Consider the following 19785-nt stretch of genomic DNA (forward strand, 5'->3'; position numbering starts at 1 on the left):
GGCGGACGTCAGCCGTTCGCCTGGCTGTATGGTCAATCTGGGGGGCTTCAGTATCAATCTCGGCAAGACCGGTATGGGGACCGCGAGAAAGGACGACAAGCAGGTGAACGGCGCTTTTTATCACGTTCACTGGTACAAGTACCCGCTGACCTACTGGCTGAACATCATCACCTCCGCAGGCTGTCTGGAAGGCGGAGACATGGATATAGCCTATCTGTCCGAGATTGACCCGACCTGGGTGGACAGCAGCCTCACCACCATTCTGAATCCGGAAGCCATCCTGTTTGCCAACCCCATCGCACAGGGGGCGTGCGCGGCTGACGCTATGGCCAGCGCGTTTCATATGCCACTCGATATTCTGTTCTGGTGTGCCGGCTCTCAGGGTTCGATGTACCCGTTTAGCGGCTGGGTAAGCAACGAGTCCAGTCCGCTGCAGTCCTCGTTACTTGTCAGCGAGCGCATGGCGTACAAGCTTCACCGGCAGGGACAAATTATGGAGAGCATCGGGAAGGACAAGGCGGTCTGCTATGAGTATCCGTCCCCGATCATCCCCAAAGAGCGCTGGCGCTATCAGATGGTGAACATGTACCCGGACAGCGGCCAATGCCATCCCGTGGGGCGCAGCGTGATGCGCTGGGAGGCCGGTAAAAATCCACCCAACACCCGTAAGAACTATGGCTATCTGATGTGGCGTAAACGCAATTGTGTCTTTCTCTGACAGGAGTCTCTCATGAAATTAATGAATCTGTTTATGGTCATGCTTTTGCTGACCGGACGAGCAGTGTTGGCTGAAACCTCCTCTGTTACAGACAGAGAATGGCTGAAGCAGCAGGAGAACCTCAGCGAACAGCTGCACCAGCATCCGGATAAACAGCTGCAGCAGGAGCTTGAGGCGCAAATCAACCGTAATCCTCTGCCCAAATCAGACCGCCAGTTTATCGATAATCTGGTCAGCCAGCAGAAAGCGGCGAATCAGGAAAAGCCGGCAGAAGGGGCGCTGTACTTTGTCTCCTTCTCGATACCTGAAGAGGGGCTGAAGCGGATGCTGCACGAAACCCGGCAGTACGGCATTCCGGCGACACTGCGTGGGCTCGTCAATAACGACATGAAGACCACCACTGACGCGGTGCTGCAGCTGGTGAAGGATGGCGTGACCGACGGAGTGCAGATCGACCCGACACTATATACGCAGTACAGCATCCGGAGTGTGCCGTCTCTGGTGGTACGGTGTCAGGCCGGGTATGACGTGGTACGCGGTAACATTCACGTCAAACAGGCGCTGGAGAAAGTCGCACAAACCGGTGACTGCGCACAGGTGGCCCGGCAGATGCTTGATGCGCCCTCGAATGCCGCCGGGAGCCAGCCATGAAAGATAAACCGTACTTCATGGCGTTACCGGAAATGGTGAGGGTGGAAATGAAGACGGTTATTTCCGTACTGACTGCGCATTTTTTTGTCCTGAGCGCCTTTATCTGGCTGGCATCCCCCGCCTGTGCTGACAGTGGAAGCGACTATAAAGCTGGTTCGGATTTTGCGAAACAGGTGCAGAGCAATGGTCTGAACTCACTGAAAAATTTCAGTGGTGAGCAAAACCTGCCGGGGTATACCGACAGCCCTGATCAGACAAAATACTATGGCGGCGTCACTGCCAGCGGAGACAGCTCTCTGAAAAGCGATTCAGCCCTGGAGTTCAGCCAGGGAGATACCGGCAAAGCGATTACTGAGTCGTTCACGAACCGGCCACCGGATCAGATATCTCAGGATGCGCCGTTTATTCAGGCCGCAAAGGATACAGAATCCCGCGCCGACAGCATTGTCGGCGATACCGGACAGTCCTGTACCGCCCAGGTTGTTAACCGCAGCGAATTCACAAATCATACCTGCGAACGTGATCTGCAGGTGGAAAATTTTTGTACACGGGAAGCGACCCTGAAGGATAACGCCACCACGCAGAAAGTTAACCGAACCTATCAGCAGGTGGTGACGCTGAATTATGCCCGGAGTACCCGGCAATGGAGTGGCAACCTGACGATCCCGACCAATGGTCGTCTGCTGAATGCCTCGGTGGATGGTGAGCCTCTGGTGATCCCCTGGATTGAAGAATGCGATTCCGAAGGGAAGGTGCGGGATAGCTGCAAGAGTGCAGTCAGTGAAAGCCTGACCCTCTTTGAACGAACGTTCCCCATTGATGTGATCAGCTGGCCACGTTCAGAATCGATGTGTTCAGGCGGTCAGAACACGCATTGTACGAAATATACCTATGACGGGAAGGGGAAGATTCATCAGTCGTTTGGTGTGGACAAAGCGGTTAATGCAGGCCAGAACTTTTCAGTAAGCAAAACATCACGGACCGTATCATCGGCCAGCCAGAAACCCGTACAGGTCACGGTCACCCTGGTGATGGAAGAAACCGAAACCGTCTACGCACCTGAAGTCGTCTGGGTTGAAAGCTGTCCGTTCAGTAAGGATGAAGGAAAAAAAACGGGCGAGGAATGTATCAGCCCGGGAGGAACGCGAACCATCACCCTCGGAGGCAGGGATTACTCGTTCACGGAAGCATGCTGGAAATATAAGGATACCTGGCTCACGCAACCGGCGGACAACGGCTCCTGTGAAAGCCTGATGAAAAATACGGCCTGTACTCTGTCATCCCGCCAGTGCGCCTTCTCCAGCGAGGAAGGCACGTGCCTGCATGAATATGCAACGTATTCCTGCGAAACCAGGACGAGTGGCAAGCAAATGATCTGCGGCGGTGATGTCTTCTGCCTTGATGGTGAATGTGACAAAGCCACGTCCGGGAAGAGCAACGACTTTGGGCAGGCGGTGTCTGAGTTGGCGGCACTGGCTACCGCGGGGAAGGACGTCGCGGCACTGAACGGGGTGGATGTCCGGGCCTTCACCGGAAAAGCGAAGTTCTGTAAGAAGTTTGCTGCCGGCTTCAGTAACTGCTGCAAAGACAGCGGCTGGGGCCAGGATGTGGGGCTGGCACGCTGCAGCAGCGAGGAAAAGGCGCTGGCCAAAGCGAAAAAAGACAAGCTGACGGTCAGTATCGGGGAATTCTGCTCTAAAAAGGTTCTGGGGATTTGCCTGGAGAAAAAAAGGAGCTATTGCCAGTTCGACTCAAAACTGGCGCAGATCGTTCAGCAGCAGGGAAGAAATGGTCAGTTGCATATCGGTTTTGGCGGCGCCAGCAGTCCTGACTGTCGGGGGATTACGGTTGAAGAGCTCCAGAGGATCGACTTTAACATGCTTGATTTCACCAATTTTATGGACGACCTGATGAAAAATCAAAAAATACCGGAAAACGATGTTCTCACCAATAAGACCAAGGAACGAATTAAGGAAATCATGAGTCAGCAATCCGCGCAATAAACCATGCTGACTAATAAAGAGACCGATAATCATGAAAATTAATTTTCACAAACAGCATGCCATTGATTTTGTTCTGAGATTAACGCTGACAATAATCATTATTTCACCGGTGATTTATTTCTCCTGGGATGCCGTCAAAGCGACGTCGGGGAGTGATTATGTCGAGAGTGTGGTTTTTATTGTTGCGGTTGGTTTTTTCTGGTTCGTGAGCTATCTCTTTTTTAGTTCGCTTGCCGCGTTGTTACGGAAAAAGACGGAGGAAGAATGAAGACGGTGCGCAGGTTTAATAAGTTTAAAGATTGGTTCAGGTTAGCAGGGGTAATCCTTATTCCTGTTCTGTTGATAATTAACATGGCAACGTTATTAACGAGCGATGATGGGTTCGTGGTTGTTAGATCTTTATTGTTTATTTTTGTTCTCACGATTATAGCCAGACGATTAATGCCATAAAGACGGACGTCACCGCTTTAATCAGCAAAACAGACAGGAGTGTTCATGGAAGAGAAAAAAGCATACGGGCTGGTCATGGTGTTTGTCGGGGTGTTTGTCCTTATCCTGGTCAGCATAATGTCGTACAGCCTGTGGCGGGACAGGCAGGTTAACGCATTTATGACCACCAACCGGGCCTGGGGGATCCAGTGCGACACTGTTTCTCAGGCCGCGTGGGTGGTCAGGGACGGGGAGCGGGTGGACCTTCAGATAAATCATCTGCCTCTGTACTGCAGCGGTTACCGCTTTGAAGCCCGTGATGATGCAGGAAAGATACAGCGCCAGCTCGATAAATACAGTGTCTATCAGCATCTGTCACGCCAGTCGCAATAATTCATAAAAGGGTATTTGCCATGCGAACAATACATGCCGCCATGCTGGCGGGATGCCTTTGCTGCGCCCTGATGCCGGCTTTCGCCAAAGACGCGGGCTGGCAGTGGTACAACGAGAAACTTAAGCCCCGTGATGAGGAAAGGAAAGCCGCACCAGCGGCACCACCGCCGCAAATGGATATTCTGGAGAAACTCGCCACACTCCAGGCGGCCACCAAACGGTCGTTGTACGAAGCCATTCTGTATCCATCGTCTGAAAACTTCGTGAAGTATTTCCGGCTGCAGAACTACTGGACGCAGCAGGCAGGTTTGTTCTCGATGAGTGCGAAGAAAGCGATGCTGGAAAACCCCGAACTCGATTACAACCTGCAGCACAGCTACTACAACGGCACGGTAAAAAACCAGCTCGCTGCCGACTATGCCGAACAGCGACAGGCTATCTCCACCCTCGCACAGCACTACGGCGTGATGTTCTTCTACCGGGGCCGGGAAGCGATCGATGGCCAGCTGGTCCAGGTGATTAAAAATTTTCGCGAAACCTATGGCCTGAGCGTGATACCGGTGTCGGTTGACGGAGTGATTAACCCCATGCTGCCCGACAGCCGGACAGACCAGGGCCAGGCAGAGCAGCTTGGCGTGAAGTTCTTCCCCGCGATGATGCTGGTTAACCCGAAAAGTGGCCAGGTTAAGCCTCTCAGTTACGGCTTTATCAGTCAGGACGACCTGGCGAAACAGTTCCTCTATGTCTCCAGCGACTTTAAACCGAATTTCTAAGGAGTGTGTCATGCGAAATATTCGTTTTCCGGATTTAGATATCACCGGGATGTGGGTGCTGGCCGTGGGCGTGTTTTTCCACCTGATAGCCCGGCTTGTCAGAAAGCAGCCTGAGCTGGCCGTCCAGGCCGGGGAAATCTTCGGGCTGGGTATGGTGGTGTTTGGGGGATACCGCATTCTTAACGCCCTGATTGCTGAAGCCGAAAAAGAGGAGAAAGCCTGTGAAAAACAGCCTGAAGAACCTCGCTAAGACGCCGCTGGCGGCACTGGCTCTTTCCCTTGCTCTGGCCGGGATGGCACATGCGGGAACGCTCGATGAGGTGAAGTCGCTCTGGGATCCGCAGGGAATCTCCGGTACTGAAACTGCTTCCCCGCAGAGCAGCACTCCCCAGGCGGTGAGCGGGGCATCTCAGCCTCGCTGGTTACGACTCAGCAACGGAAAGCAGGTGGACCTGCGCGACTGGAAAGTGGTGCTGTTCATGCAGGGGCACTGTCCCTACTGTCATAAATTTGACCCGGTGCTGAAACAGCTGGCCGGACAGTATGGCTTCTCCGTGTTTTCTTACACCATTGACGGACAGGGTGATGATGCGTTTCCTGAAGCGCTGCCGGCGCCTCCTGACGTGATGCAGACCTTTTTCCCGAATATCCCGGTGGCCACCCCGACCACGTTTCTGGTGAACGTAAACACGCTGGCAGCGTACCCGATCCTGCAGGGCGCCACGGATGCGCAGGGCTTTATGGCCAGAGTGGATACGGTATTTCAGATGATGGAGAACCCGAATAATGGATAATCTCAACAAAATATATTCTTCGATACCCGTACTGGAAAGAAATAAACGCCTGAAGTTATCCCGGCAAAAGAGATTCGATGTTTATTATTGTCTCGCTTTTATGTTTGGTTTTGCCGGATTATTTCTGTGGTGGGGAAGCCATGCTTTTTTCAATGTGTTCACTGACCTGTTAACCCCGCCGGAAAAACTGGAGTCGGCAAATAACATCATCAATCAGTGGAATGTCCTGATGTATTTCGTTCCCTTTATTCTTTTCTCGCTTTCCATTGGTTGTCTGGCAACGGCTTTGCTGGGGGTACTCATTGCCGAACTAGCTTTTTGGTTTGAATATGCCTTTGAAAAAAGCTTCCAGAGATATTTAAACCGCAACCTTCGACGGAAAAATAAAATGAAAGAAGGAGAGCCTGATGTTCATCCGTAAACCATTATCGGTGCTTTGTGGGATGTTGCTAGGGGTGTCATTGACGGCGGCTGCAGATGTTAACGGTGACATGAATAACTTCTTCAATAAGCTGGGCTTTGCGTCCAATACCAGCCAGCCGCAGGTCTGGCAGGGACAGGCTGCGGGTTACGCCTCCGGCGGTTCGCTGTATGCCAGAACGCAGGTGAAAACGATCCAGCTGGTCAGCATGACGCTCCCTGATATTAATGCCGGCTGCGGAGGGATTGATGCCTATCTAGGGTCATTCAGCTATATCAACAGCGAGCAGCTGCAGAGGTTCGCAAAACAAATCATGAGCAACGCCGCGGGGTACTTTTTTGATCTCGCTTTGCAAACCACGGTACCGGAGATTAAAACCGCAAAGGACTTCCTTCAAAAGATGGCCACTGACATGAACAGCATGAACCTCAGTTCCTGCCAGGCTGCTCAGGGAATTGTGGGTGGCCTGTTTCCTCGTACCCAGGTCGCTCAACAAAAGGTCTGCCAGGACATTGCCGGTGAAAGCAATATCTTTTCGGACTGGGCCGCGTCGCGCCAGGGTTGTACGGTGGGCGGCAAGATGGACAGCGTCCAGGATAAGGCCAGCGATAAAGACAAAGAACGTGTGATGAAAAACATCAACATCATGTGGAATGCCTTATCGAAGAACCGGCTCTTCGACGGCAATAAGGAGCTGAAGGAATTCATCATGACGCTCACCGGTACGCTGATTTTCGGGGAGAACAGTGAAATCACGCCGCTGCCGGCACGCACCACTGACCAGGATCTGATTAGAGCCATGATGGAGGGCGGCACGGCTAAAATCTACCACTGCAATGATTCGGATAAGTGTCTTAAGGTCGTTGCTGATGCGACCGTGACCATCACTTCCAATAAAGCGCTAAAAAGCCAGATTTCCGCTTTGTTAAGCAGTATCCAGAATAAAGCAGTGGCTGATGAAAAACTGACGGATCAGGAGAAAGGGTTTATCTCCAGCACCACCATTCCGGTATTCAAATACCTGGTCGATCCGCAGATGCTCGGGGTGTCTAACTCACTTATTTACCAGCTGACGGACTATATCGGCTACGACATCCTGCTGCAGTACATTCAGGAACTTATCCAGCAGGCCCGGGCGATGATTTCAACCGGTAATTATCCCCAGTCGACAATGGATATGATCATGGAAAACCTCAATCAGGCGAGTGTCCAGATTGCCGCTTTTCAGTCCCGTGTTCAGGTTCAGCAGGACGCCTTGCTTGTGGTTGACAGACAAATGAGTTACATGCGCCAGCAGGTCTCTGCCCGCATGATGACCCGCTACCAGAATAACTATCATTTTGGGGGGAATCTGTAATGCTTGAGATATATGCCATTGCTGGCGGCGACTGGTTACGGGGCAACCTGAACGCGATTGCGGCGTTTATGGGGACCAGCACATGGTCGACTATAGAAAAGATGTGTATCGCCATCTCGGTACTCATTGTGGCGGGGAACTGGGTAAAAAAACACAACGTAATGGACCTTATTGGCTGGGTCTTTTCCCTCACCCTGGTCTCTATGCTGGTTGTCATTCGTACCCCTGTGCAGATCATCGATTACAGTAACGTTGCGCAGGTCTATGAAGTCGATAATGTGCCTATTGGTCTGGCGATTCCGGCGTCGCTGACAACACGGGCAGGAAACGCGCTTATCCAGAGTTATGAGATGGTCTTCGCTCTGCCGGACAGTGTCACGTACAGTAAAACGGGGATGTTATTTGGCAGTAATCTGGTCGCGAAAAGTACGGATTTTTTGTCACAAAATCCTCAGATTACGACGCTGTTTTCCGATTACGTACAAAACTGTGTGATGGGCGATATTTTCCTCAATCATAAGTACTCTTTTGAGGAATTACTGAATTCACCTGATCCGTATACCCTGATTTTTGCAAACCCGAGTCCACTGCGTGGCGTGTTTGACAAAAACAACCAGTTCCAGACATGCGAGGAGGCCTCACGGGATCTGAAATCGGCTCTCGTGCTGGATACTCAGACAGGCGGTAAAACCTGGAACTACTATGTTCGTCAGCTGTTTGGCGGCAAACCTAATCCCGATCTGCTTTTCAGCCAGATGATTGGCGACAGCTACAATTACTTCTACAGCTCGGGACAGAGCGCCGGGCAGATTATCCGCCAGAACGTCACGATGAACGCCCTGCGCAGTGGGATCCAGAGTTATGCGGCCCGCAGCGGGGACACCGCCAGTCTGGTCAATATGGCTAACACATCATCCCTTGAAAAGCAGCGGCTGGCACAGGCCACAATGGGGCACCAGGCGCTTCGCACACTTCCGCTGATGCAGACCGTTATCATGGGGATAATGATTGGGATGTTCCCGATCATGGTGATGGCCGCCATGTTTAATATGATGACTCTGCAGGTGCTAAAGGGGTATGTGTTTGCGCTTATCTGGCTGCAGACGTGGCCATTACTGTTCGCCATCCTGAACAGCGCAATGGCCTACTATGCGAAGCAAAATGGCGTCCCAGTCGTTCTCTCTGAGTTGTCGCAGGTTCAGCTCAAAAACTCGGATATTGCGACCACCGCGGGCTATATTGCCGTGATGATACCGCCTTTGTCGTGGGGGATCGTGAAGAGCATGGGAGCAGCCTTCTCCAGTGCCTACAGCCATTTTTCTTCATCGGGGCTCAGTGCAACATCGCAGGCTGCCTCCGGCGTGGTGGACGGCAATTACTCTTTCGCCAACATGCAGATGGAGAACGTCAGCGGCTACAGCTGGGGTACCAACAGTACAACCAGTTTCGGACAGATGTCACGGCAGCTGGCGAATGGGGGCATGAGCACGCAGACGAGGGATGGATCGATGGTCTGGGACAGTGGTGGTGCAATGTCAAAACTGCCGGTGGATATCAACGTCGGTCGTCAGATAGCCAGTGCGCAGCAACAGATGGCCCGTGAGGCTGATGTCCAGGCCGAAAGCGCGCTGCATGGCTATAACAGCAGCGTGACAAGTGCCTGGAATAGTCTGCAGCAATTTGGTACCAATAAAGGGAACAGCGCCTCAACAACGACCGGAGCTGATACTACCGAGTCTTCGCAGGACTCGATGGCCAGAAGCAAGATGTGGAATGCGGTTGTTGCTAATGCGAAAGCCAACAACATCAGTAATGAGGAGTCTTTCCAGCAGTTGATGGATGATTCAGCTAAAAGTACGCAGGGCGTTGATTTATACGGATCTGGTAAGTGGAGTTCAGGGGATCAGCTGTTTGGTAAGCTAGGTAAATGGGGAACTGGGTTATCTGCTGAGGCCGGAGTTAAAGGCAGTGCGGGTTGGACCCACAGCTCGGGTAACACAGATAATGTTGGCACTTCCGGTCGTGAATCGAATGACAGCCGACATGATACCAGTAGTCAGGCGGCCAAAGACTTTAAGGAAGCATCCGATTACTTTACCAGCCGCAAAACCACCACATCGGGCAACATTACCGATAATAATGCCAGCTCGCGTGTTGACCAGTTTGCCGCGTCACTCTCCAGTGCCAAAAACAGCTATGACCAGTATACAAGCAGCCGGACACGCAGCCATGAGTACAGTGAGATGGCGTCACGCACAGAGAGCATGACTGGCCAGATGAACGAAAACCTGACTCAGCAGTTTGCGAACTTTGTTCAGCATCGTGCTCCACAGGATGCAGAGGCCATTCTGACCAATACCAGTTCTCCTGAAATTGCGGCGCAGCGTGAAGCCCTGGCGCGTGAATTCGTCAAAGAGCAGGTAGAACCCAGGGTTGATGCTGCGTATCAACAGGGTCGTGAAAGCATTGGACAGAATATGGCTGGGGTGTCAGGTGGTGGTGACAATGGATCGGTAATGGCCGACTACCGACAAAATTCTGGTCGTATCGATGCTATGACGCAAGATGCGGGTATTAAGGATAATGTGGATCAGAAAGTTGGTGGGATGATTACAGAGAATAAACAACAGCAGCAGGAAACCCGCGAAAACATACAACGGCAAGGCGCAGAGGTGAAAAATGAGAATACTGAAATGGAAAAGGACCATAAAACAAAAGCAAATGAGTTTAAAGGTGATTATAATGAAAGAAAGAGTAAGGTGAAATCTTTACCAGGAGCTGACTCGCCTACTGAGTTAGAGGCAAAAGCGGCGAAAATTCAAAAGGATTATCTTGATGGTAAAAGGTAAAAATGATGATTACGAACAAACTACTTATTGAGGAAGTGGAGGAGCTGAAAAATCTACTTTCACAAGGGAAGACTGAAATTCCATCTTTTTGGAAGTGCCTTTGGCCTGGCGTAGTGTTAGTTGCATGGAATATGCTTTGCGCTGTAATTAGTGTGGATGCTGTTTATTTGACCGGAAAGTATATATTTCATGTTTTGGTTTTTCCTGTCGGGGTCAGTATCATTATGCTCCTAGGTATTGCCAGTTCACGCTCTCTCTTTTTGTCAGTTCCTAAAAACTTTAGAGAAAAATCGAATATATATCGCTTTTTTTCTAAGAAGGTTTTGATTTATGCTGTTGTGTACATGGCAGTGATTATGTTATTAGCTATTTGTAATAGAGTGGTTTATGACACGCCATTTTCTTTTGCATTTATGGTTATTTTAACGTCTGTTTTTTTTGGTTTTGTCATGAATCTGGATTTTGGACGCTATCAGCTATCATTGCTCACCTCTGCAATAAACTCTTTCCGAGCGGAAAAGTTGGGGGGGTAATCATCCAGAAGCGACCTATCAATTATGGTGGTTTATTAACAGACTAAAAATTTCTTTTGGTTATTATTATCTGTCTAGGTTGTTATTGGTTTTTACATCTCGCTTAAAATTCGCATATAGTGAATGCGCATTCCGAAATCATAAGAGAATGTGTATTTACTCGTATTGATTATGTCACAAGGATTCAGGATGAAGCTTAATAAAGTCATGGCTGTGATGGTCGTCAGCTCTGCGCTGGTGTTATCTGGATGTAGTGCAATGGGAACCGCCATTAAAAAGAGAAATCTGGAAGTAAAAACCCAGATGAGCGAAACAATCTGGCTGGAACCTTCAAATAATAAGACGGTTTATCTGCAAATCAAAAATACCTCCGATAAGGATATGAGTGGCCTGCAGGCAAAAATTGCCAGCGCCGTCACTTCAAAGGGATATCAGGTCGTCAGTAACCCGGATACGGCGGGCTACTGGATCCAGGCGAACGTGCTTAAGGCCGATAAAATGGACCTTCGTGAGTCTCAGGGCTGGTTAAGCCGGGGTTATGAGGGCGCTGTGACTGGCGCCGCTTTAGGGGCAGGGATTACCGCTTACAACTCCAGTTCTGCAGGGGCGACTCTGGGTGTAGGACTTGCAGCCGGTCTGGTTGGTATGGCTGCTGACGCGATGGTGGAAGATGTGAACTACACCATGATCACCGATGTTCAGATCGCGGAAAGAACCAAAACTCAGGTTCAGACTGATAACGTGGCCGTATTACGTCAGGGAACATCCGGCGCAAAAGTGCAGACAAGTACTGAAACGGGTAATCAGCACAAATACCAGACTCGCGTCGTCTCTAACGCTAATAAAGTTAACCTCAAGTTCCCTGAAGCCCAGCCTGTTCTTGAAGACCAGCTGGCAAAATCGATCGCTAATATTCTGTAAGCTTTCTATTCCACGGCCCGGTCCCCGGGCCATACTGGCATCCCCTTTCTGGTGTGTCAGAATTAATTCGTCAAATAATCTATGAATTCCAGATCTGAACGGTGAACAGTTGCGCAATTTATTTGTGCATCTGTGAGGCGTTGCCGCCTTCGGCGGAATCTTTTCGTCTTTATTTGAATAGAGGTTATTTATGGCAATATCTGAACCTGTCATGTCTCTTGAAACACATAAACTGATGCCTGGCGATATTTATCCACACCCTGCTATGGGGGAGGCTTATTCCCTGCAACGCCGTGAGGTTTGTTTTCGCTGATTGATTTGTCCTTTCGACCCTAATAATTTACTGACGGATTAGTGCCATGAGTTTCAATGCCAAAGATATGACGCAGGGCGGTCAGATCGCCAATATGCGCTTTCGCATGTTTGGTCAGATTGCCAATATTATTTTCTACGTGCTGTTTATTTTATTCTGGGTGCTGTGCGGGCTGATGCTGATGTATAGGCTTAGCTGGCAAACCTTTGTGAACGGCTGCGTATACTGGTGGTGTACGACGCTGGGTCCGATGCGCGATATTATTCGTTCCCAGCCGGTATACACCATTCAGTATTACGGCCAGTCTCTGGAATATACCTCAGAACAAATCCTGGCCGATAAATATACTATCTGGTGCGGAGAGCAGCTGTGGACCGGTTTCGTCTTTGCTGCCGTGGTTTCTCTTGTCATCTGTATCGTGACGTTCTTCATCGCCAGCTGGGTGCTGGGCCGCCAGGGGAAACAGCAGAGTGAGGATGAGAATACCGGCGGGCGCCAGCTTTCCGATAAGCCCAAGGAAGTGGCCCGTCAGATGAAGCGTGATGGTATGGCCTCCGATATTAAAATTGGCGACCTGCCTATTCTTAAAAACTCCGAAATCCAGAACTTCTGCCTCCACGGTACCGTGGGTTCCGGTAAATCAGAAGTGATCCGCCGGCTACTGAACTACGTGCGTGCCCGGGGCGATATGGCCATCATTTACGATCGCTCCTGTGAGTTCGTCAAAAGCTATTACGACCCGTCACTGGATAAAATCCTCAACCCGCTGGACTCGCGCTGCGCGGCCTGGGATTTGTGGAAAGAGTGCCTGACGCTGCCGGACTTCGACAACATCTCCAACACCCTTATCCCGATGGGTACCAAAGAAGACCCGTTCTGGCAGGGTTCCGGTCGCACTATCTTTGCCGAAGGCGCGTACCTGATGCGTGAAGACAAGGATCGCAGCTACGAGAAACTGGTCGATACCATGCTGTCCATTAAAATCGACAAGCTGCGCGCCTATCTGCAGAACACGCCGGCAGCGAACCTGGTTGAAGAGAAAATTGAGAAAACGGCCATCTCCATTCGTGCCGTGCTGACCAACTACGTCAAGGCTATTCGCTACCTGCAGGGCATTGAGAAGAACGGCGAGCCATTCACTATCCGGGACTGGATGCGGGGTGTCCGTGAGGACCGACCCAATGGCTGGTTGTTTATCTCCTCCAACGCTGACACCCATGCCTCCCTGAAGCCGGTTATCTCAATGTGGCTGTCGATTGCTATCCGCGGCCTGCTGGCGATGGGGGAGAACCGTAACCGGCGTGTTTGGATTTTCGCTGACGAGCTCCCCACGCTGCACAAGCTGCCGGACCTGGTCGAAATCCTCCCGGAGGCGCGTAAATTTGGTGGTTGTTATGTGTTCGGTATTCAGTCCTATGCCCAGCTGGAAGACATCTATGGCGTTAAGCCTGCCGCCACGCTCTTTGACGTAATGAACACCCGGGCCTTCTTCCGTTCACCCAGCAGGGAGATCGCGGAGTTTGCTGCCGGTGAAATTGGCGAAAAGGAAATCCTCAAGGCCAGCGAGCAGTACTCCTACGGTGCTGACCCGGTGCGTGATGGTGTATCGACCGGGAAAGAAAAAGAGCGGGAAACCCTGGTCAGTTACTCCGATATTCAGACGCTGCCGGACCTGTCCTGTTACGTCACGCTGCCCGGACCGTATCCGGCCGTGAAGCTGGCCCTCAAATACAAGCCGCGTCCGAAAATTACCGAGGGATTTATTCCGCGCCGACTCGATACGCGTGTAGACGCCCGGCTCAGTGCGCTGCTTGAAGAGCGGGAAGCTGAAGGGAGTCTTGCCAGGGCACTTTTCACGCCGGATGCGCCGGCATCGGGGCCGGCTGATACAGACAGTCACGCCGGAGAACAGCCTGAGCCGGTCAGTCAGCCTGCCCCAGCAGACATGACAGTATCTCCGGCACCGGTAAAAGCGCCGCCGACAACGAAGATGCCGGCAGCGGAACCTTCCGTCAGAGCAACGGAGCCGCCCGTCCTGCGGGTCACGACCGTACCGTTGATCAAACCAAAAGCAGCCGCAGCGGCCGCTGCTGCCTCAACAGCGTCCTCTGCCGGTATCCCTGCAGCAGCTGCAGGCGGGACAGAACAGGAGCTGGCGCAGCAGTCCGCAGAGCAGGGGCAGGACATGCTGCCGGCCGGCATGAACGAGGACGGTGTGATTGAAGACATGCAGGCGTATGACGCTTGGGCTGATGAGCAGACGCAGCGGGATATGCAGCGGCGTGAAGAGGTCAATATCAACCACAGCCACCGCCACGATGAGCAGGATGATGTCGAGATTGGGGGGAACTTCTGATGATGTCGATTGGCTCCGTTAAATCAGCGGGCAGTGCCGGTAATTACTATACGGATAAGGATAATTACTACGTTATCGGGAGTATGGACGAACGCTGGCAGGGTAAGGGGGCTGAGGCGCTGGGGATCGACGGGAAAGCCGTGGATAAGGCGCTGTTTACGGAACTGCTGAAAGGGAAGCTGCCGGATGGCAGCGACCTGACCCGGATACAGGACGGCGCCAACAGGCACCGGCCCGGTTATGACCTGACCTTCTCGGCCCCCAAAAGCGTGTCGGTCATGGCGATGCTGGGCGGCGATAAACGCCTTATCGATGCCCACAACCAGGCGGTAACCGAAGCGGTGCGGCAACTGGAGACGCTGGCCGCGACCCGTGTCATGACGGACGGTAAAAGCGAAACGGTGCTGACCGGAAATCTGATTGTGGCGAAATTCAACCACGACACGAACCGTAACCAGGAACCTCAGATACACACCCATGCCGTCGTCATTAACGCCACGCAGAACGGGGACAAATGGCAGTCTCTCGGCACAGATAAGATCGGTAAAACAGGTTTTATCGAGAACGTGTACGCGAACCAGATAGCGTTCGGGAAGCTTTACCGGGAGGCGTTCAAACCCCTGGTTGAGAAGCTTGGCTATGAGACGGAAGTCGTGGGCAAACACGGGATGTGGGAGATGAAAGGGGTCCCTGTGGAACCCTTCTCCACCCGGTCTCAGGAGGTCAGGGAGGCTGCAGGACCCGATGCCTCCCTGAAGTCACGGGATGTGGCCGCGCTCGATACCCGCAAGTCGAAAGAAGCCATCGATCCGGCAGAGAAGATGGTGGAGTGGATGAACACGCTGAAGGAGACCGGGTTTGACATCCGGGGGTACCGTGAGGCCGCCGATGCGCGAGCCGCAGAGCTGGCCCGTGCACCTGCCGCGCCGGTGAACACTGACGGTCCGGATATCACGGATGTGGTGACGAAAGCGATTGCCGGTCTCAGCGACCGCAAGGTGCAATTCACGTATGCCGACCTGCTGGCACGCACGGTCGGCCAGCTGGAGGCGAAGGACGGTGTGTTTGATCTGGCGAGAAAGGGCATCGATGCCGCCATTGAACGGGAGCAGCTTATCCCTCTCGATCGCGAGAAAGGCCTGTTCACCTCAAACATCCACGTTCTCGATGAACTCGCCGTCAAAGCCCTGAGTCAGGAGGTACAGCGCCAGAATCATGTCTCCGTCACGCCCGATGCGTCTGTGGTGCGCCAGGTCCCTTTCAGCGATGCCGTCAGCGTGCTGGCGCAGGATCGCCTGGTAATGGGTATTGTTTCCGGTCAGGGCGGTGCAACCGGCCAGCGGGAGCGGGTGGCCGAGTTAACCCTGATGGCCCGGGAGCAGGGGCGTGACGTCCATATCCTGGCGGCCGATAACCGCTCACGTGATTTTCTCGCCGGTGATGTGCGTCTGGCCGGGGAAACGGTGACCGGTAAATCCGCCCTGCAGGACGGGACGGCGTTTATTCCGGGCGGAACACTCATCGTGGATCAGGCGGAGAAGCTGAGCCTGAAGGAAACGATTTCCCTGCTCGATGGCGCGATGCGCCATAACGTGCAGGTCCTGCTCTCAGACAGCGGGAAGCGCAGCGGGACCGGCAGTGCGCTGACGGTGCTGAAGGACAGCGGCGTGAATACGTATCGCTGGCAGGGCGGCCAACAGACCACAGCCGACATCATCAGTGAACCGGATAAAGGAGCACGCTACAGCCGGCTGGCACAGGAGTTTGCCGTCAGCGTACGTGAAGGGCAGGAAAGCGTGGCCCAAATCAGCGGGACGCGTGAACAGAGCGTACTCAACGGCCTTATCCGTGACTCCCTCAGACAGGAGGGGGTGCTGGGTGAGAAAGACACGACCATTACAGCCCTGACGCCGGTGTGGCTGGACAGTAAAAGCCGGGGCGTGCGGGATTATTACCGGGAGGGGATGGTGATGGAACGCTGGGATCCGGAGAACCGGACGCACGATCGCTTTGTCATTGACCGGGTGACCGCGAGCAGCAATATGCTGACCCTGAAAGACCGGGATGGGGTCCGTCTGGATCTGAAGGTTTCCGCGGTCGACAGCCAGTGGACGCTGTTCCGGGCAGAGACACTGCCGGTGGCAGAGGGGGAACGTCTGGCGGTGCTCGGGAAGATACCGGACACACGCCTGAAGGGCGGGGAAAGCATCACGGTGATGAAAGTGGAGGAAGGGCAGCTGACGGTACAGCGGCCGGGGCAGAAAACCACGCAGACCCTGGCCGTGGGCGCGGGCGTGTTTGACGGTATTAAAATCGGCCACGGCTGGGTGGAAAGTCCCGGCAGGTCGGTTAGCGAGACGGCAACGGTCTTTGCGTCGGTGACGCAGCGTGAGCTGGATAACGCCACCCTCAACCAGCTGGCGCAGAGCGGAAGTCATCTCCGGCTGTACTCGGCGCAGGATGCGGCGCGTACGACGGAGAAGCTGTCGCGGCATACCGCGTTCAGCGTGGTCTCAGAGCAGCTGAAGTCCCGATCCGGCGAGACGGACCTGGATGCGGCCATTGCGCAGCAGAAGGCCGGGCTGCATACCCCGGCAGAACAGGCCATTCACCTGGCCATCCCGCTGCTTGAGAGCCAGGACCTGACCTTCTCCCGGCCCCAGCTGCTGGCGACGGCAATGGAAACCGGGGGCGGGAAGGTTTCGATGGCGGACATCGACACGACCATCCAGGCACAAATCAGGTCGGGGCAGTTGCTGAATGTACCGGTGGCGCACGGCTACGGCAATGACCTGCTGATTTCCCGTCAGACCTGGGACGCCGAAAAAAGCATCCTGACCCACGTGCTGGAAGGTAAAGACGCGGTGGCCCCCCTGATGGACCGCGTGCCGGCCAGTCTGATGACGGACCTGACCGCCGGACAGCGGGCGGCGACCCGGATGATTCTGGAAAGCACGGACCGCTTCACGGTGGTTCAGGGGTATGCCGGGGTGGGGAAAACCACCCAGTTCCGGGCAGTCATGAGTGCCATCAGTCTGCTGCCGGAAGAGACCCGTCCGCGCGTCATCGGTCTGGCGCCGACGCATCGCGCGGTCGGGGAAATGCAGAGTGCTGGCGTGGATGCGCGCACGACGGCATCGTTCCTCCACGACACGCAGCTGCTGCAGCGCAATGGCCAGACACCCGATTTCAGCAACACCCTGTTCCTGCTCGACGAGAGCTCAATGGTGGGGCTGGCCGATATGGCAAAAGCCCACTCCCTCATCGTCGCCGGCGGTGGACGGGCGGTGTCCAGTGGGGATAACGACCAGCTGCAGCCCATCGCGCCGGGCCAGCCGTTCAGGTTGATGCAGCAGCGCAGCGCCGCCGACGTTGCCATCATGAAAGAGATTGTACGCCAGATGCCTGAGCTGCGACCGGCGGTCTACAGCCTGATTGAGCGGGATGTGCACCGCGCCCTGACCACCATCGAGCAGGTCACGCCGGAGCAGGTGCCGAGAAAAGAAGGCGCATGGGCGCCGGGCAGTTCTGTGGTGGAATTCACGCCAAAGCAGGAAAAGGCGATAGAAAAGGCGCTGAGCGAGGGGAAAACCCTGCCGGAAGGTCAGCCCGCGACGCTCTACGAGGCGCTGGTGAAGGACTATACCGGACGGACCCCGGAGGCACAGTCGCAGACGCTGGTGATCACCCATCTGAATAAGGACCGGCGGGCGCTGAACAGTCTGATCCATGACGCACGGCGGGAGAACGGGGAAACCGGCAAAGAGGAAATCACCCTGCCGGTGCTGGTCACGAGTAACATCCGTGACGGTGAACTGCGCAAACTGTCGACCTGGACGGCTCACAAGGAGGCGGTGGCGCTGGTTGATAACGTATACCACCGTATCAGCAAGGTGGATAAGGATAATCAGCTGATCACCCTGACAGACAGTGAAGGAAAGGAGCGATTTATCTCACCCCGGGAGGCATCGGCAGAAGGCGTCACGCTCTATCGTCAGGAAAAGATCACCGTGTCTCAGGGGGACCGAATGCGCTTCAGCAAAAGTGACCCGGAGCGCGGCTATGTGGCCAACAGTATCTGGGAAGTGCAGTCTGTTTCGGGTGACAGTGTCACGCTGTCTGATGGCAAAATCACCCGTACGCTGACCCCGAAGGCGGAGCAGGCACAGCAGCATATCGACCTCGCCTACGCCATCACCGCCCACGGTGCCCAGGGGGCCAGCGAACCGTATGCCATCGCGCTGGAAGGGGTGGCCGGTGGTCGGGAACAGATGGCCAGCTTTGAGTCTGCCTATGTGGCTTTATCCCGCATGAAACAGCATGTTCAGGTCTACACCGACAACCGTGAGGGCTGGATAAAGGCCATCAAGAATTCACCTGAGAAAGCGACGGCGCACGATATTCTTGAACCCCGTAACGACCGGGCGGTGAAAACAGCCGATCTGCTGTTCGGGCGGGCAAGGCCACTGGATGAAACCGCCGCGGGCCGGGCAGCCCTGCAGCAGTCCGGTCTGGCACAGGGAAGTTCACCAGGAAAATTCATTTCTCCGGGGAAAAAGTACCCTCAGCCGCATGTGGCGCTGCCGGCATTTGATAAAAACGGGAAAGCCGCCGGTATCTGGCTCAGCCCGCTGACCGATCGGGACGGACGGCTGGAGGCTATCGGCGGAGAGGGACGAATTATGGGCAATGAAGACGCCCGGTTCGTGGCGCTGCAGAACAGCCGCAACGGAGAAAGCCTGCTGGCCGGGAATATGGGGGAAGGCGTCAGAATGGCCCGCGACAATCCCGATACGGGGGTGGTGGTGCGGCTGGCCGGTGATGACCGCCCCTGGAACCCCGGGGCCATGACCGGTGGGCGGGTATGGGCTGAACCGGCGCCGGTGGCTCCGGTACCGCAGGCCGGGGCTGACATTATCCTCCCGCCAGAGGTACTGGCACAGCGGGCGGCAGAAGAACAGCAGCGCCGGGAAATGGAAAAAAAGGCGGAACAGACTGCCCGGGAAATGGCCGGGGAGGCGCGTAAAGCCGGCGAGCCGGCGGACCGGGTGAAAGAGGTTATCGGGGACGTCATTCGCGGACTGGAGCGTGACCGGCCGGGTACGGAGAAAACGACGCTACCGGATGATCCTCAGTTCCGGCGCCAGGAGGAGGCGATTCAACAGGTGGCCTCAGAACGTCTGCAGCGTGAGCGTCTGCAGGCTGTGGAGCGGGACATGGTTCGTGACCTTAACCGCGAGAAAACCCTCGGGGGCGACTGACGCGCCTGCGGCT

General features: G+C 54.3%; 16 protein-coding genes. All 16 read left to right on the forward strand.

The window, feature by feature from the left end:
* On the forward strand, nt 1–718 hold a 718-nt coding region (traU, locus tag HMPREF9538_RS06125; protein ID WP_009485941.1), incomplete at its 5' end, for a conjugal transfer pilus assembly protein TraU.
* A 12-nt stretch (nt 719–730) separates the two neighbouring features.
* Complete coding sequence (gene trbC / locus HMPREF9538_RS06120; protein WP_004152682.1) at nt 731–1369, forward strand: type-F conjugative transfer system pilin assembly protein TrbC; 639 nt, start codon at nt 731–733, stop codon at nt 1367–1369.
* 47 nt (nt 1370–1416) lie between these two features.
* Nucleotides 1417–3372 carry a type-F conjugative transfer system mating-pair stabilization protein TraN gene (gene traN / locus HMPREF9538_RS06115; protein WP_004153093.1) on the forward strand — a complete coding sequence of 652 codons (1956 nt, stop codon included), beginning with the start codon at nt 1417–1419 and terminating at the stop codon, nt 3370–3372.
* Between the two features lie 31 nt (nt 3373–3403).
* A complete protein-coding gene (gene trbE / locus HMPREF9538_RS06110; RefSeq protein ID WP_004152683.1) occupies nt 3404–3640 on the forward strand; it encodes a conjugal transfer protein TrbE in 237 nt (78 codons plus the stop codon).
* Nucleotides 3637–3822, forward strand: a complete 186-nt coding sequence (locus HMPREF9538_RS33245; RefSeq protein ID WP_004152684.1) for a hypothetical protein — start codon at nt 3637–3639, stop codon at nt 3820–3822. Before trbE ends, HMPREF9538_RS33245 begins: the two co-directional genes overlap by 4 nt.
* Before the next feature lie 45 nt (nt 3823–3867).
* On the forward strand, nt 3868–4194 hold the full coding sequence (locus tag HMPREF9538_RS06100) for a hypothetical protein (RefSeq protein WP_004152685.1): 327 nt from the start codon (nt 3868–3870) through the stop codon (nt 4192–4194).
* Nucleotides 4195–4214: 20 nt separating this feature from the next.
* Complete coding sequence (gene traF / locus HMPREF9538_RS06095; protein WP_004152686.1) at nt 4215–4967, forward strand: type-F conjugative transfer system pilin assembly protein TraF; 753 nt, start codon at nt 4215–4217, stop codon at nt 4965–4967.
* Between the two features lie 10 nt (nt 4968–4977).
* Nucleotides 4978–5217, forward strand: a complete 240-nt coding sequence (gene traQ / locus HMPREF9538_RS06090) for a type-F conjugative transfer system pilin chaperone TraQ (protein WP_004152687.1) — start codon at nt 4978–4980, stop codon at nt 5215–5217.
* A complete protein-coding gene (gene trbB, locus HMPREF9538_RS06085) occupies nt 5189–5761 on the forward strand; it encodes a type-F conjugative transfer system pilin assembly thiol-disulfide isomerase TrbB (RefSeq protein ID WP_004152688.1) in 573 nt (190 codons plus the stop codon). The genes traQ and trbB overlap by 29 nt, the downstream gene beginning before the upstream one ends.
* Nucleotides 5754–6182, forward strand: a complete 429-nt coding sequence (locus HMPREF9538_RS06080) for a hypothetical protein (RefSeq protein WP_004152689.1) — start codon at nt 5754–5756, stop codon at nt 6180–6182. The genes trbB and HMPREF9538_RS06080 overlap by 8 nt, the downstream gene beginning before the upstream one ends.
* On the forward strand, nt 6169–7539 hold the full coding sequence (gene traH / locus HMPREF9538_RS06075) for a conjugal transfer pilus assembly protein TraH (RefSeq protein WP_004178055.1): 1371 nt from the start codon (nt 6169–6171) through the stop codon (nt 7537–7539). Before HMPREF9538_RS06080 ends, traH begins: the two co-directional genes overlap by 14 nt.
* Nucleotides 7539–10388 carry a conjugal transfer mating-pair stabilization protein TraG gene (gene traG, locus HMPREF9538_RS06070; RefSeq protein WP_004178054.1) on the forward strand — a complete coding sequence of 950 codons (2850 nt, stop codon included), beginning with the start codon at nt 7539–7541 and terminating at the stop codon, nt 10386–10388. The genes traH and traG overlap by 1 nt, the downstream gene beginning before the upstream one ends.
* 5 nt (nt 10389–10393) lie before the next feature.
* Nucleotides 10394–10921 carry a hypothetical protein gene (locus tag HMPREF9538_RS06065; RefSeq protein WP_004153030.1) on the forward strand — a complete coding sequence of 176 codons (528 nt, stop codon included), beginning with the start codon at nt 10394–10396 and terminating at the stop codon, nt 10919–10921.
* 189 nt (nt 10922–11110) lie between these two features.
* Nucleotides 11111–11842 carry a conjugal transfer complement resistance protein TraT gene (gene traT / locus HMPREF9538_RS06060; RefSeq protein ID WP_004152629.1) on the forward strand — a complete coding sequence of 244 codons (732 nt, stop codon included), beginning with the start codon at nt 11111–11113 and terminating at the stop codon, nt 11840–11842.
* Between the two features lie 359 nt (nt 11843–12201).
* The gene (gene traD / locus HMPREF9538_RS06055; protein WP_004152630.1) at nt 12202–14511 is read left to right on the forward strand and encodes a type IV conjugative transfer system coupling protein TraD; all 2310 of its coding nucleotides are present in this window, start codon (nt 12202–12204) and stop codon (nt 14509–14511) included.
* Nucleotides 14511–19772: a conjugative transfer relaxase/helicase TraI gene (gene traI, locus HMPREF9538_RS06050; protein WP_004153029.1), complete on the forward strand. Its 5262-nt coding sequence runs from the start codon at nt 14511–14513 to the stop codon at nt 19770–19772. Before traD ends, traI begins: the two co-directional genes overlap by 1 nt.
* Nucleotides 19773–19785: the final 13 nt, after the last annotated feature.

It is taken from the genome of Klebsiella sp. MS 92-3 (assembly GCF_000195655.1).
GTDB classification, from domain to species: Bacteria; Pseudomonadota; Gammaproteobacteria; order Enterobacterales; family Enterobacteriaceae; genus Klebsiella; species Klebsiella pneumoniae.

What these genes read in the sequence shown, in the direction of transcription:
- trbC (WP_004152682.1), top strand. Translation starts at nt 731, where the DNA reads ATGAAATTAATGAATCTGTTTATGGTCATGCTTTTGCTGACCGGACGA.
- traH (WP_004178055.1), top strand. Translation starts at nt 6,169, where the DNA reads ATGTTCATCCGTAAACCATTATCGGTGCTTTGTGGGATGTTGCTAGGG.
- traF (WP_004152686.1), top strand. Translation starts at nt 4,215, where the DNA reads ATGCGAACAATACATGCCGCCATGCTGGCGGGATGCCTTTGCTGCGCC.
- HMPREF9538_RS06100 (WP_004152685.1), top strand. Translation starts at nt 3,868, where the DNA reads ATGGAAGAGAAAAAAGCATACGGGCTGGTCATGGTGTTTGTCGGGGTG.
- traG (WP_004178054.1), top strand. Translation starts at nt 7,539, where the DNA reads ATGCTTGAGATATATGCCATTGCTGGCGGCGACTGGTTACGGGGCAAC.
- traQ (WP_004152687.1), top strand. Translation starts at nt 4,978, where the DNA reads ATGCGAAATATTCGTTTTCCGGATTTAGATATCACCGGGATGTGGGTG.
- traD (WP_004152630.1), top strand. Translation starts at nt 12,202, where the DNA reads ATGAGTTTCAATGCCAAAGATATGACGCAGGGCGGTCAGATCGCCAAT.
- HMPREF9538_RS33245 (WP_004152684.1), top strand. Translation starts at nt 3,637, where the DNA reads ATGAAGACGGTGCGCAGGTTTAATAAGTTTAAAGATTGGTTCAGGTTA.
- traI (WP_004153029.1), top strand. Translation starts at nt 14,511, where the DNA reads ATGATGTCGATTGGCTCCGTTAAATCAGCGGGCAGTGCCGGTAATTAC.
- trbE (WP_004152683.1), top strand. Translation starts at nt 3,404, where the DNA reads ATGAAAATTAATTTTCACAAACAGCATGCCATTGATTTTGTTCTGAGA.
- HMPREF9538_RS06080 (WP_004152689.1), top strand. Translation starts at nt 5,754, where the DNA reads ATGGATAATCTCAACAAAATATATTCTTCGATACCCGTACTGGAAAGA.
- traN (WP_004153093.1), top strand. Translation starts at nt 1,417, where the DNA reads ATGAAGACGGTTATTTCCGTACTGACTGCGCATTTTTTTGTCCTGAGC.
- HMPREF9538_RS06065 (WP_004153030.1), top strand. Translation starts at nt 10,394, where the DNA reads ATGATTACGAACAAACTACTTATTGAGGAAGTGGAGGAGCTGAAAAAT.
- traT (WP_004152629.1), top strand. Translation starts at nt 11,111, where the DNA reads ATGAAGCTTAATAAAGTCATGGCTGTGATGGTCGTCAGCTCTGCGCTG.